The sequence below is a fragment of the Vibrio sp. Vb1574 genome (genome assembly GCF_033338675.1).
The window spans coordinates 15,354-27,746 of record NZ_JAWOTC010000058.1 but is presented as its reverse complement, the minus strand read 5'-3'; the positions used below and the strand labels follow the sequence as shown (position 1 = coordinate 27,746).

At 44.2% G+C, this 12,393-nt stretch carries 14 protein-coding genes; 8 read left to right on the top strand and 6 right to left on the bottom strand.

All coding sequences use genetic code 11. The annotated features are described in order from the left end of the window. The 4 genes from R7O12_RS22395 to R7O12_RS22380 all read left to right on the top strand — a co-directional run. Nucleotides 1-608 (top strand): GntR family transcriptional regulator (locus R7O12_RS22395; protein WP_318126405.1); only part of this gene is annotated, 608 nt, incomplete at its 5' end. Between the two features lie 30 nt (nt 609-638). Next, nucleotides 639-1,403: a hypothetical protein gene (locus R7O12_RS22390; protein WP_005377865.1), complete on the top strand. Its 765-nt coding sequence runs from the start codon at nt 639-641 to the stop codon at nt 1,401-1,403. A gap of 365 nt (nt 1,404-1,768) precedes the next feature. Continuing rightward, entirely contained in the window at nt 1,769-3,364 is a 1,596-nt protein-coding gene (locus tag R7O12_RS22385; RefSeq protein ID WP_318105175.1) for a S41 family peptidase, read from the top strand. 70 nt (nt 3,365-3,434) lie between these two features. Next, entirely contained in the window at nt 3,435-3,755 is a 321-nt protein-coding gene (locus tag R7O12_RS22380) for a hypothetical protein (RefSeq protein WP_213871599.1), read from the top strand. 71 nt (nt 3,756-3,826) lie between these two features. Here R7O12_RS22380 and rlmF read toward each other — a convergent pair whose 3' ends face one another. Both rlmF and R7O12_RS22370 read right to left on the bottom strand, forming a co-directional pair. Further along, entirely contained in the window at nt 3,827-4,954 is a 1,128-nt protein-coding gene (rlmF, locus tag R7O12_RS22375) for a 23S rRNA (adenine(1618)-N(6))-methyltransferase RlmF (RefSeq protein WP_318126403.1), read from the bottom strand. Next, entirely contained in the window at nt 4,941-5,456 is a 516-nt protein-coding gene (locus R7O12_RS22370; protein WP_318105179.1) for a M48 family metallopeptidase, read from the bottom strand. Before R7O12_RS22370 ends, rlmF begins: the two co-directional genes overlap by 14 nt. A 138-nt stretch (nt 5,457-5,594) precedes the next feature. Here R7O12_RS22370 and R7O12_RS22365 point away from each other — a divergent pair, with 138 nt between their 5' ends. Then, nucleotides 5,595-5,825 (top strand): glutaredoxin family protein, encoded by a 231-nt coding sequence (locus tag R7O12_RS22365; protein ID WP_005377871.1) that lies wholly within the window; start codon nt 5,595-5,597, stop codon nt 5,823-5,825. A 27-nt stretch (nt 5,826-5,852) separates the two neighbouring features. On the opposite strand, the gene R7O12_RS22360 is transcribed toward R7O12_RS22365, so the two are convergent. Then, a complete protein-coding gene (locus tag R7O12_RS22360) occupies nt 5,853-6,722 on the bottom strand; it encodes a LysR family transcriptional regulator (RefSeq protein WP_213868416.1) in 870 nt (289 codons plus the stop codon). Between the two features lie 106 nt (nt 6,723-6,828). On the opposite strand from R7O12_RS22360, the gene R7O12_RS22355 reads away from it, so the two are divergent. The 3 genes from R7O12_RS22355 (at nt 6,829) to R7O12_RS22345 (ending at nt 9,399) form a co-directional block, all read left to right on the top strand. Then, on the top strand, nt 6,829-8,052 hold the full coding sequence (locus R7O12_RS22355; RefSeq protein WP_318105183.1) for an MFS transporter: 1,224 nt from the start codon (nt 6,829-6,831) through the stop codon (nt 8,050-8,052). An 88-nt stretch (nt 8,053-8,140) separates the two neighbouring features. After that, complete coding sequence (locus tag R7O12_RS22350; RefSeq protein WP_025766766.1) at nt 8,141-8,713, top strand: DUF1415 domain-containing protein; 573 nt, start codon at nt 8,141-8,143, stop codon at nt 8,711-8,713. Between the two features lie 110 nt (nt 8,714-8,823). Continuing rightward, on the top strand, nt 8,824-9,399 hold the full coding sequence (locus R7O12_RS22345; protein ID WP_005377875.1) for a nucleoside triphosphate pyrophosphohydrolase family protein: 576 nt from the start codon (nt 8,824-8,826) through the stop codon (nt 9,397-9,399). A gap of 69 nt (nt 9,400-9,468) precedes the next feature. Here the strand turns inward: R7O12_RS22345 and btuD are convergent, their stop codons facing one another. The 3 genes from btuD to R7O12_RS22330 form a co-directional block, all read right to left on the bottom strand. Continuing rightward, entirely contained in the window at nt 9,469-10,236 is a 768-nt protein-coding gene (gene btuD, locus R7O12_RS22340) for a vitamin B12 ABC transporter ATP-binding protein BtuD (protein WP_017820884.1), read from the bottom strand. Continuing rightward, nucleotides 10,223-11,218: a vitamin B12 ABC transporter permease BtuC gene (gene btuC / locus R7O12_RS22335; RefSeq protein ID WP_318126401.1), complete on the bottom strand. Its 996-nt coding sequence runs from the start codon at nt 11,216-11,218 to the stop codon at nt 10,223-10,225. Before btuC ends, btuD begins: the two co-directional genes overlap by 14 nt. An 82-nt stretch (nt 11,219-11,300) precedes the next feature. Continuing rightward, nucleotides 11,301-12,329, bottom strand: coding sequence for a succinylglutamate desuccinylase (locus R7O12_RS22330; RefSeq protein ID WP_005377878.1), 1,029 nt, complete (start codon nt 12,327-12,329; stop codon nt 11,301-11,303). Between the last annotated feature and the right edge of the window lie 64 nt (nt 12,330-12,393).

The window sequence follows — 12,393 nt, the reverse complement described above, 5'->3', positions numbered from 1 at the left end:
TGAAGGGCGAGTTAAAAACTGGTCAACCTTTACGTCAAGATGCGTTAGCAAAAGAGTTTAATGTTAGCCGAATTCCTGTGCGTGAAGCGTTAGTTCAATTGGAAGCACAAGGACTCGTTAGCTTTGAACCTCACAAAGGTGCGACGGTCACTGAGCTATCTCCAGAGAAAATCAATGAGCTATTTGAACTGCGCGCTGTCGTGGAATGCCACATTTTAGAGCGCGCGATTCAAAATATGACAGACGCTGACCTTGAACGCGCGCGCGAAGTTCGCGAACGTTTCGAGTCAGTAGTGAATAGTGGCGACGAAGTAGAAGAATGGAGCAACTACAACTACGAGTTCCACAAAGCCCTATATGCGCCAGCCAACATGCCTGAAACTATGGACGTCATTTACAACCTGAACACAAAGTGTGACCGATACATACGCATGCAGCTATTGTTTACTACAGGCATTAAAAAGGCAGAAGAAGAGCACTTAAGCTTGTTTGAAATGTGCCAAAATCGCGATATCGAAGGCGCCAAGTACCTACTGAAAAAGCACATTCTAGAAGCAGGCACAGCGATTCGAAACCTGCTGCTTGAAAGGCAAAATATCAGCCAGTAAACGGAATAACGAATAAGGTGATATTCAAGGATGAATGTTGGACCAAAGTTTTTACTTGCAGCGCTACGACAAAAGATTAAAGAAGAAGGGCTTTGCTACAATTCCTTGTCAGAGAAAAGTGGCATCCCTTTATCTAGTATTAAACGCCACCTACATAATCCAGCTTTAGGTTTGGATAAAGTACTTATTTATCTGAACTACCTGAATACCGATCTCATCGAACTCGCAACCTTAGCCAACGAGCTTCAGCACCAAAACGAGCAAATGCTAACAGATGAAGAGAGCGCCCTTTTCGTTGAGCATCCTTATTTACTTGATTTTATTTATATGCTGACTTCTCGTGATATTAAACCGCAAGAGATAGCCCAAACTTACGGACTTTCTGATACAAGCTTACGATTCTATTTGCGTATCGCGGAAATTCTAGGATATGTCGAAAACTTCGGAGACGGCTTGTTTTACCGTTCTGGTCGTCGATTTATTATGGAAGAAGGTACGGCATTAGACACCTTATTCAAAGAGCGATTTCAACAAGATTCGCTTTCTCATGATATCAACCCAGGCGTATGTATAGGTCGCATTAGGCTCACCGAAGAGCAGAAAGTGCAAATAGAGGACGAGCTTTGTAATAAATTAGCGAAACTTAACGCAGTTAACACTTCCAACAATGAAGGTGAACTAACAAATATATTAATGCGCTGCACTCCCGGTGCTCAGATATTTTTCGCTGATGATTTACCTAACATTGACGGAAGCTTATTAAAGCACGTCGCTCAACTCACTAAATTAAGTTAAAGCATCAGATAATTAAATCAAACACCCCCGAGATAACATCATATATCCCTACCAAACTATTGATTCAAAGCGTTTCCTGAATCTAATTCTGATTTTTTATTTAGCAAGCGTCGCTTAGTCAACTAAGAACTTGTCTTAATTTCACACTTATTAATTGTCTTGTTAGCTCTTTTGAAATAGACAGAAAACTTAAGTAATGACTAATTTAGCTTAAGTATAAAAGACAACTTTTTTACGTTATTTACCTCACACTATTTAACTATAAATTTGCAGACGAACAAATTAAATTAATACATTCACCTAGCTAATAAAAACAAAAGCAAAACACATAATTATAATTCTATTATTTATAAGGACATAGAAAAGTGAAATTTAAGTATTCTTTAGCAACGGCAGTCACTCTCGCATTATTACAAGGCTGTGGCGGTGGTGGCGGTGATAGCTCATCACCTACTCCGTCCACTAGCAGTGCAAACGGTCCAACGTGGAAAGTTCATGATTTTAGCCAACCGTCGAAAACGTTTATCAACCAATGTGAAACGCCCCGCGTCGGACTGGACCCATATGACAACTATGCCGCCTATCCAGATAAATTGGGCTCTGCATTACACGAAAAACTCTTTTTAAGAGCTTTTACTAACGAAACGTATCTATGGTATGACGAGGTTCCTGATAATAATCCAGCAAACTACAAAACTGTTACTGATTACTTCAATACGCTGGTCACCTCTGCTACTACCGCGACGGGTAAACCAAAAGATCGCTTCCATTTTACCGTCTCTTATGAAGATGATATGAAATCATCGCAATCCGGTTTAGTTGCTGGATTTGGTTTCAACTGGGCATTCCTACGTGGCGTACAACCTCGAGACGTTCGTATTTCCTACACTGAAGAAGCCTCGCCAGCTGATAGAAGCGGCATTGCTCGTGGTGATAAGCTTCTGAAAATCAATAATATTGATGTGGTTAACACCGGTAGTCAGTCCGACATTGATTTTATTAACAAAACGCTCTTTAACCCTGACATCAATCAAGATTACACCTTCACATTTGAGAGTGTCGACGGTCTAGTGAAAACCGTGACGCTTACCGCCTCTGATGTCATGACCTCTCCAGTTAAAAATGCCAAAGTGATTACACACAAAGGTATGCGGATCGGCTATCTGCAATACAACTCCTTTGAACCAAGCGCTCAAGCCCCGCTTATTGAGGCGTTCAGTACGCTCTCAGCAGAGAATGTTGACGAGATCGTCGTTGATTTACGTTACAACGGCGGTGGCTTAGTCCTTCAGTCCTCGCAAGTAGGCTACATGCTAAGCGGTGCTGGTCAGAACCGAGTCTTCAGTGAGTTGATTCACAATGACAAAGTGATGCGTACCATTAAAGATGGGGATAACATCTATCGCTTTACAAATCTAGCAATAGACTGGGCAGCACAGAAATATTCGGACCAAGTGCTTCCGACACTGAACAAAAAGCGCGTATATGTGCTGACTTCAGGAGGCACGGCTTCCTCAAGTGAACTGCTAATCAACGCTTTGCGCGGCATTGATGTGGAGGTTATCCAAATAGGCTCAACAACCACAGGTAAACCGTATGGGTTCTCACCAGAACAAAACTGCGGCACTATGTACTACACTATTCAGTTCAAGTCGGCGAACGAGAAAAAATTTGGCGACTTCGCTGATGGTTTTATTCCTACTCCAAAGAGCCAAATCAATACCGAGCTAGGCTTAAACAATAGAGTGGAAGGTTGCTGGGTCAATGACGACCTAACAAAACCATTAGGCGATCCGTCTGAAGGTATGCTTTCTGCGGCGCTAAACTACATGGAAACAGGAACCTGTCCGCCAGTATCCCCTTCAAGTTTCAACGCCATGCCGCGTAACATTTCATCTCCGGAGTTAAGCGATCTTCGCTCTCCGCTACGAACAGAGGCAATTCATGTTGAGATCAACTAACTTTTTACGAATGCTGATTCGGGTTGCGCTTTTCTTAGGCACTTCGATTTCTTTGATAGGATGCCAAGCTATGTCACAAGAACCCGTTGAAGCATTGAGTAAAAAGAACTCTCCGGAAACAGTCATAGAGATTCAAAACGCGATCGCAGAAATCCAAGGGACACCAGCACCTAGAATCGCAAATAACGTATTTGAATCTTCACCGCATTTGTTGATTGAAAAAGGACGAGTAAAAGGGAACAACAATCAACTGTTGGATGGCAGCTATACGGATCTTCCAGACCAATATACGTTGCAGATAAGAGGTGAAACCTGTGGCTTGTACTATGCCAAAACAGATACTTTTGTCTCTCTCAGTTCACTAGATTGTGAGCCCAACATTAAGTTTTAGATCTCCCAAAATAGAAGCCCGCTGATATCAGCGGGCTTCCTACTTTATTGTTCAGTGTGAAACGGTCAACGTTACTTTAGTTCAATCCATGCTTTGCGCTGTTGCTTATCCATGTATGACCAAGCTACAAAGCGGCTCACTTTCTGCCCTTGACTCATTTCAACCACACGAATGGCTTTCACACCCAATTTTTCAAGCTGCTTGCGCATCGGACGAACGTTGTCTTTTTTGGATATAAGGGTTGTAAACCACAAGACCTGCGCGGCAAAAGCTTGGCTTTCATTCGCCATTTTTCGGATAAACGCCGCTTCTCCACCTTCACACCACAATTCAGCGTTTTGACCGCCAAAATTCAACGCGGGCTTACTTGTCTTTACTTGTGCGGTTTGAGGTTTTAGCCCTTTCTTACGCTGGTTTGCTTTTAGATTATCGATTTTACGCTGGCTGCCCATAGCGGCATCTTCCGCCGAACGGTGGAATGGCGGATTACATGTCGTCACATCATAACGATCATTCGGTTGAATGATACCTCGATAAATATTGGCATCATTGTGTTGCTGTATTAGTGCAATTTTTCCCGTCAAAACACGATTGTGCTCTACGATCGTTTGAGCCGATTGGATGGATTTTGGATCGACATCGCTGCCCGTATAGTGCCAACCGTATTTTGTTACACCAACAATCGGATAAATACAGTTTGCTCCCACGCCAATGTCCAACGCTTTCACTTTTTGGTGCGTGTACTGACCTTTTACTTCACCATCAAGTAATTCTGCCACTCGGTGAATGTAATCAGCGCGGCCCGGAATCGGTGGGCAAAGGTAGGTGTCGGGAATGTCCCAGAACTCGATACCATAATACGCAGCAAGCAATGCTTTATTGAGCATTTTAACAGCGTTAGGATCAGAGAAGTTTATGGAGTCTTCCCCTTTCGGATTTTTGATAACGAATGGCTTTAACTGTGGTTCACTTTCCACGAGTTTTTTAAAATCGTAACGACCTCGATGAACATTACGCTCATGCAAACCATTCTTCGCTATTTTTATGAACTCGACTTCGCTCTTTCCTGCAGGCTGCGGAGATTTGCGCGCAACTTTGTCTTTAACACGCTTCGGCTTGGCTTTATTCGCGTCTGTATTCTGAGCCGCCTTTGAAGCCTTTGGCTTTGCTTGCTTCGCGTTGTGATTATTGTTCTTCATTCAAATTCGCTTTTAAATCGAGGTAAATCATAAACAAACGAGCATCAAATTCGAGTTGGTGATACTCAGGCTCCATGTAGCAACATAGCTGATAGAACGCCTTGTCGTGGTTTTTCTCACGAGTATGCGCCAACTCATGTACCACCAGCATTCTTAATAGTGGCTCGGGCGCATCCTTAAATACATTGGCAATGCGAATCTCGTTTTTCGACTTCAGCTTACCGCCATGGTTTCTACTGATAACACTGTGCAAACCAAGCGCATTGTTTACCGCATGAATTTTCTTATCGTAGACAACTTTACTGATTGGCGCGGCTTTCTTCATGTAGCAGTTTTTGATTGCCATGGCGTACTCATAGAGCGCCCTTTCGCTTTTGATTTGGTGCCTATCGGGATAACGCTTTTCGAACCAAGGAACAAACTTGCCATTCGTTATCAATGAGCTCACCTGCTCTACGATGTTTTGTGGGTAGCCTTGAATGTATCGAAGTGACGGATGCATAGAATTAACGTCTGTTATGACAAAATAAAGGCGCTCAATATACCTGAGATAAAGGACAGTTTCACCTTAGCTTTCGCCTTTCATTTATGGTGAAAGGCCGTTAAACTTCGCCTCCCAATGATAATGGAGAGAAACTCAATGAAACGTGTCGTCCTTTACGTCAAAGACAAATGCCCTCACTGCAAAGATGCTCAACGTTATCTGGATTCGAAAAATATTAACTATCGTTTGTGCAATGCTAAGATGCAACGCGGTCGCAAAGAACTTGATGCGCTTGGTGCTCGTTCAGTGCCAGTTTTAAAAATTGGTGATCGGGTAATGATTGGCTGGAACCCAAAGAACTTCGAGAAGATGTACAAAGGCGACTAGTGCTCGAACAATGAATCTGCGCTGCGTTTAAACGTAGCGCTTGATAAAGTCGATAAACGTTCGATCTGCTATTGATAAATACCCCTGCTTGCGCCAAGCAAGTGCCAGATCCAGCGTAACGGGTGGTTCAAACGGTAGGCCAACAACGCCCGACTCATGTTGAGTCACCAATTCCAGTAACGCGGTAATCGCAAACTCTTGTTTCACAATACTCAAAATCAAAGGCAGTAAGTTGGTCTCGAATGATGACTTCATGGTAAACCCATGCTCCTCACTCACCTGATCCAAAAATTCGCGGTGAAAATAGCCATGCTGAAACATAACCAAATCGTGTTCAAAAAACTCATCAAAAGTAAGAGAGTCTCGCTGGGCTAACTCATGCTCAGGTGAAACAACTGCGACCATTTGGCTAGTAAATAAATGATCAGTTTCTAGGTCATCAGGCACGTTATCACAACTGATCACACCGATATCGAGTTGACCATTAAGCAGCATACGACGAATCGATTGAGTCCCAGCTTCGACCAAGGTCAATTTTAATTCCGGGAACTGGCTTTTAAACGCCATCACAATTCGTGGAAAGAAATAACTGCCCATCATTGATGGCGTCCCGAGTCGTACTTCGCCTTTCGCTAAACCTTTCAACTCATCAATCGCGAGCTGCGCGTCGTGCAACTGTTGAATCACCCGCTTGGCATGTATAAGTAGCGTTTCGCCCTCTTTCGTTAAGCTGATTTTTTTATCATCACGGCGAAATAGGGTAACGCCCAAAGACTGCTCAAACTTTTTGATAGAAATGCTTAATGCGGGCTGGGCAATATGCAGGGCTTTCGCCGCATGGGTAATGTTTCCGTGTTCAGCGACCGCCAGAAAATGTTTAAGTTGTTTCGATTCCATTAGATCAAAAATATATGGTGTCCATATTTTTAATATATTTTTTTAATTTATAACGAACTGATAGATTGATCACAGTCTCTCCATTTGCTCACATTAGGCAGGATTCATGGTCAGTTTTGGCACACCGGAATACAAACGCATTACGCTCTCGCTAGCGCTTGGTTCCTTCTTGGTTTTTTCAAATTTATACCTACTACAGCCAATGCTGCCCACTTTTGCTCAAATTTTCACGATCTCAGAAACGCAAGTGAACTGGTTATTTGCGGCCTCAACACTCGCTCTCTCTTTTAGCCTCGTTCCAATGGCTGTGTTGTCAGAATCAGTGGGAAGAAAGCCAGTCATGATGGCTGGTCTGTTTTCGATTCCTACCCTTTCCGCTTTGATGCTATTTGGTGACTCATTTCTGTTTTTGGTGGTATGTCGAGCACTGATCGGTGTCGCGCTCGCAGCTTTTGCTGCAGTCGCCGTGGCTTACATGGCAGAAGAGCTCGACAAGCACGCTTTCTCGATGGCAATTGGAACGTACATTGCGGCTAACTCATTAGGCGGTATTGCAGGACGTATTAGCGGCGGCTTATTGGCGGACAATTTCAATGTTGATGTCGCCATTGAAGTTATGATGGTGTTCACTCTTCTTGGTGTCATTGGCGTTCACTATTTATTGCCAACACAGCGCAACTTCACCCCGTCATCAAGCAGCTTGCGCCATCAAAATCGTGCGCTTATTGGTCATTTTAAAAACCAACGCGTATGGTTCGCGATGCTGATAGGAGGACTCAACTTTGCTTTGTTCGTCAACCTTTACTCCGTAATGGGGTTCCGTCTGGTGAGTGAACCTCACAATGTGCCCGTCGGGTTGGCCTCACTGATCTTTATTTGTTACTTGGGAGGAACTTTCTCCTCTCGTTGCGCAGGCCACTGGAGTAAACGTTATTCATCAATCCTCGGCATGTTCTTGGGCGCGATAGTGAGCATGACGGGGATGTGGATTGCGGCGGTTGAAAGCTTGACTGCAATGCTATTTGGGTTGTTGCTGATAAGTTTTGGTGCCTTCTTTACTCATACCCTCGCCTACGGTTGGGTCGGTCAGAATGCCACTCGCGCCAAAGCCACCGCGACAGCGCTCTACTTAGTACACTACTATGTAGGCGGTAGTTTGGGAGGATTCTTACTTCTTTATTGTTGGCAACATAGTGGTTGGTCGAGTGTTCTTATGGGGGGAAGCGCAGTCTACCTAGCAATGTTTGCTGCAATTGCGTATTTGAAACACATTGCCGAAAGAAAGCACACTGACCAAACACCTGACGCGGCGAGTTTAAAGAGTAGCTAAGGTACGCTCATTTACGTAATACCTCTCTGGTTACTTGGATAACCAACTCTGTTATGCTTGCGCTACTTTAATAAAACCAGAAAGTCGTATGTCAACGCGTTCAACACAAAACACAGATATCGAAGCGATCACTCAACAGGTCGATCAATGGCTCAACGATGTGGTAATCGGACTCAACCTTTGTCCGTTTGCTGCCAAGCCGCAACGTAATAAACAAATCAAAATCTTTGTTAGTGAGGCGACTCAAGAAGAAGCGCTTCTTGAAGATATTTTATTGCAACTGATTGAGCTGAGTAACACAGAGCCCGAACAACTTGAGACCACGTTGGTTGTGGTTCCCAACATGCTACAAGATTTCTGGGACTACAACTTTTGCATAGATTGGGTTGAAGGATTAATTAAGCAGCAAAACTGGGAAGGTGTTTTCCAAGTAGCGACTTTCCATCCGGATTACTGTTTTGGCGGCGCAAGGCCTGAAGACGACGAAAACCTGACCAATCGTTCTCCTTACCCGATCTTCCATTTGATTCGCGAAGAGAGTATGGAAAAGGTACTAAAACACTATCCTGATCCTGAATCAATTCCCGATACGAACATCGCTCGTGTTTCCGCCCTTTCAGAGGAAGAACGTAAAAAGCTGTTCCCTTACCTATTTCGTTAAGCACCACTATTCCCCAAAGGCAGATTTATCACCAGTTAGATGCAATGCCCTTGGGGTTCAAAGTGCGGTTTGGTATCATTGCCGCTTCAATCGATTCAATGGAAATTAGAATGCAACTGTCAAAGCTAACCCAAGAGATTTTTGATCACTTATACCGTGATATCACCGAGTTCCGTAGTACGTTCGACTTACCAGTCGCAGACGCTGCAAGCCTTGATACGCAAGCAGACACACTACACACCTCTTTGGCGATCGAAGAGCTAACAGAGCTAGCAGAAGCAGATTGTAAAACTGAGCAAGCAGATGCCATCGTAGACAGCGTGTATGTATTAATGGGCCGTCTCGTTCATCTTGGCCACAGCAAAGTAGAAGACAACCTGGCGATCAGCTACTTAATTGATCTTCTATTAAACGTTGCGGTAAACCGTGGTATCGAGTTTATTCCTTGCTGGGATGAAGTACATTCAAGCAACATGAGCAAAGTATGCCGTAACGAGCAAGAGTACTCAGAAACAGAAGCATTCTACGCAGAACAAGGCATCAAGTTGATGGCGGTGCAGAAAGGTGAATACATCATCGCGAAATGCGCCGAAGATTTCGTATCGGAAGGTAAAACCATTCGTAAAGGCAAAGTACTCAAATCTGTTTACTACCGCCCAGCAGATCTAAAACCGCTAACTCAGTAAGCGTTGAGTTTGGCTTTCTCGATTAAAAAAACGACCTCAAGTAGGTCGTTTTTTTATTGTCCCTAAATACTAATCAAAGATTAAATAAGGTTGCTCATCTACGATGACCTTTTTGACTTGAGTATTGAACACTTCCCCGAGAGCTTCTTCCGTTAGCACAGTATCGGCACTTCCTGATGAGTGCAGCACACCGTTGTTAAGCAGCAATACTTTATCTGCGTGCTTTAATGTGCGATTGAGATCGTGATTAGCAACCAATACTCCAATTCCCTGCGCCGCCATAGCGTTAATCAATTGATAGAGCAGACCCTCTTGCGCAATATCTAACGGTGCTGCTGGCTCATCCAAAATTAAAAACTGCGAAAAAGGATTAATGGTACGCCACACCTGCAAACATACACCTGCTAATCGGACACGCTGCCACTCACCACCGGATAATGTTTGAATACTGCGATGAAGCTTATCTTGCAGTTGTACCAGCTCCACCACCATATTGACGGCATCACGCACTTTGATATCCGCAATCTCAGCACCACTTGGCAGAGATAAAGCGAGATACTGAAACACATCAACATTAAACGCTGGGCGCGATTGCTGACACAAATAACCTCGAACATGAGCTTGCTCTGACAACGGTAAAGTAAGCAAGTTTTTGTTGCCAACGTACACTTCACCACTCATACCGTCTCGGTGACTTAACGTACCAGAAATCGCAGCCAATAAAGTACTCTTACCGGAACCATTAGGCCCAACGATATGTACGATTTCGCCAGCTTTGCATTCAAAAGAAAGAGGCAATAATCGACTACCAACCGACATATGTTTAACGTGCATCATGACTCTTCACCAGCATCCAGATGAAAATAGGTGCGCCAATCGATGTTGTCATGACACCTAAAGGTAACTCTGCGGAGTCCAATAACAGTCTTGCGCCGATGTCAGCAAATACAAGCAACGCAGCACCAGATATTGCAGAAAGTGGCAATAAATAACGGTTTTCCGTACCAAAAGCCAAACGCAACAAGTGCGGCACCACCAAACCAACAAAACTGATGATGCCACCCAAAGCGACTGAACTACCCACCAAAACAGAAATGGCGAGGATCAATTTCCAACGCATTTGATGCACATCGACACCCAATTGGGTCGCATGAATCTCACCCAGCATCAATTTATCAAGCGACTTGCCTTTACAACATAACCAGGTAAGCACCGGTAACATCACCAAAGTAACGGTATGTTGATACCAACTTGCACCGCCAATACTGCCCATTAACCAATACATCAGTTGGCGTAAACTGAGATCATCACTAAAGTAAAATGCCCAGGTCACAATCGCGCTCGATAAAATACCCAATGCGACCCCAACCAAAAGCAATCGAGCCGTCGTCAGGTGCATTGCCCTTGCTATCGCCACCAAAACAAACGTGAATACCATCGAGCCTGCAATCGCTGCCAACATAAAAACAATCGGGGTAGGAAGAACAGGTAACGCGAACATGATTAAGACCATTGCTAAGCTTGCGCCACCAGAGATACCAAGCACGCCAGGTTCAGCCAACACGTTCCCAAGCAACACTTGTAACGTCGCGCCAGATACCGCTAACGCAGCACCAATAATTGCCGCAGACACTAACCTCGGTAAACGCAAGTCCACCAATAACTTCTGTTCAAATGCAGATAAGGATTGAAAAGGAGAAAGGAAAATTTCTCCGACCATCAAGTGAATGGCAGAGAGTACAGCGAGCACGATCGACATAACCATCAGGTTACGTTGCCAGCGTCGTTCCTTGTTCAGGATAAGTTGTTGAAAATCCATAGCGGCCGATAAAAACAAACGAGGCTTAACCTTACAGTTAAGCCTCGGTAAATTGCAATTAACTTCTCAAAGCAATGTTGGATTAATCGTAAACCAACTCACCCTCTTCAAAACGGGTTTTCACTTCACAAACCATCAGAGCTGCACGTTGACCTATTGCGACGTGGCGGTTCGGGAAGACAATCGCTTCGTTTTCATTCTTCGCCATTAATGGTTTGTCGCCATCATGACCAAACACTTCGCCGTGAACAAATGAGGTGAAGTTTTCAACATTGTCGTCGAACATAAAGTCAAAGTCTTCGTTCAAACGAACGATTGTGCGACTTACGCGATACTTAATGCATGGTTTTGGTAAGTGTTCTGGCTTCGTTTCCGCAATCAAATTACGTAAAGACAAATCAAACGCGGTCAGTTTATCGAGGTCATTTTCACCGATACGAGCCACACGGCCAAGCTCCATTGTGAGAGCCTGCGCACCAAAATTCTCGGCACTGTACCAGCTAAACGTGCTCGATGGTGAGTTTGACAGGAGCACTGCTTCAATGTGTGCACTGTCCAAGAAATCGATCAATGCCTTGCTGCGCACAGGATGACGAGTCTTAGGACTTACTGCAAACGTATAGTGCTTCGAGCCTCTAATCGCGCAGTGTAAATCAAGGTGCCAGCGTGTTGTCGGGTCGGTATCCTGATAAAAATCTCGAACAAGCAGCTTAAGCGTATCGGCGATAACAAGCTCTTTTGTCTGTTTGTGTTCTTTTTCGTCAAACAGACGGTTGAGATTTTCTTCGAGGAATCGCGTGTGCGCCAGAGTGGATTCTGGGTGAGCGATAATGAACAGACAACGGGTATCGACCGTCTGGAACCCAGATTCTATGTCTTGAATAATGGAATCCACCAGCTCCATCGGTGCGGTTTCATCTCCGTGAACCCCACAAGAGATGATGATGTTCTTCGTATCCTGAGTATAATTCGCAGGGATTACTTCTAATACACCACGCTGATAGAGTTTAAGTTTTACACCGTTAGAAAGCACCTGCTCCGCTGGTGCAACATCAATATGAACATCTAACGTGTCAGTTAAAAACGATTGGCGAAAGAGAGACTTCGTCATGCGTTACTCCTTAATAGCACGGCGGATATGTTAATAAATTGTACAAAGGATTTTTGTTGCTGCG

What these genes read in the sequence shown, in the direction of transcription:
- R7O12_RS22370 (WP_318105179.1), bottom strand. Translation starts at nt 5,456, where the DNA reads ATGCATCCGTCACTTCGATACATTCAAGGCTACCCACAAAACATCGTA.
- R7O12_RS22355 (WP_318105183.1), top strand. Translation starts at nt 6,829, where the DNA reads ATGGTCAGTTTTGGCACACCGGAATACAAACGCATTACGCTCTCGCTA.
- R7O12_RS22390 (WP_005377865.1), top strand. Translation starts at nt 639, where the DNA reads ATGAATGTTGGACCAAAGTTTTTACTTGCAGCGCTACGACAAAAGATT.
- R7O12_RS22365 (WP_005377871.1), top strand. Translation starts at nt 5,595, where the DNA reads ATGAAACGTGTCGTCCTTTACGTCAAAGACAAATGCCCTCACTGCAAA.
- btuC (WP_318126401.1), bottom strand. Translation starts at nt 11,218, where the DNA reads ATGGATTTTCAACAACTTATCCTGAACAAGGAACGACGCTGGCAACGT.
- btuD (WP_017820884.1), bottom strand. Translation starts at nt 10,236, where the DNA reads ATGATGCACGTTAAACATATGTCGGTTGGTAGTCGATTATTGCCTCTT.
- R7O12_RS22350 (WP_025766766.1), top strand. Translation starts at nt 8,141, where the DNA reads ATGTCAACGCGTTCAACACAAAACACAGATATCGAAGCGATCACTCAA.
- R7O12_RS22360 (WP_213868416.1), bottom strand. Translation starts at nt 6,722, where the DNA reads ATGGAATCGAAACAACTTAAACATTTTCTGGCGGTCGCTGAACACGGA.
- R7O12_RS22345 (WP_005377875.1), top strand. Translation starts at nt 8,824, where the DNA reads ATGCAACTGTCAAAGCTAACCCAAGAGATTTTTGATCACTTATACCGT.
- R7O12_RS22330 (WP_005377878.1), bottom strand. Translation starts at nt 12,329, where the DNA reads ATGACGAAGTCTCTCTTTCGCCAATCGTTTTTAACTGACACGTTAGAT.
- R7O12_RS22380 (WP_213871599.1), top strand. Translation starts at nt 3,435, where the DNA reads ATGTCACAAGAACCCGTTGAAGCATTGAGTAAAAAGAACTCTCCGGAA.
- rlmF (WP_318126403.1), bottom strand. Translation starts at nt 4,954, where the DNA reads ATGAAGAACAATAATCACAACGCGAAGCAAGCAAAGCCAAAGGCTTCA.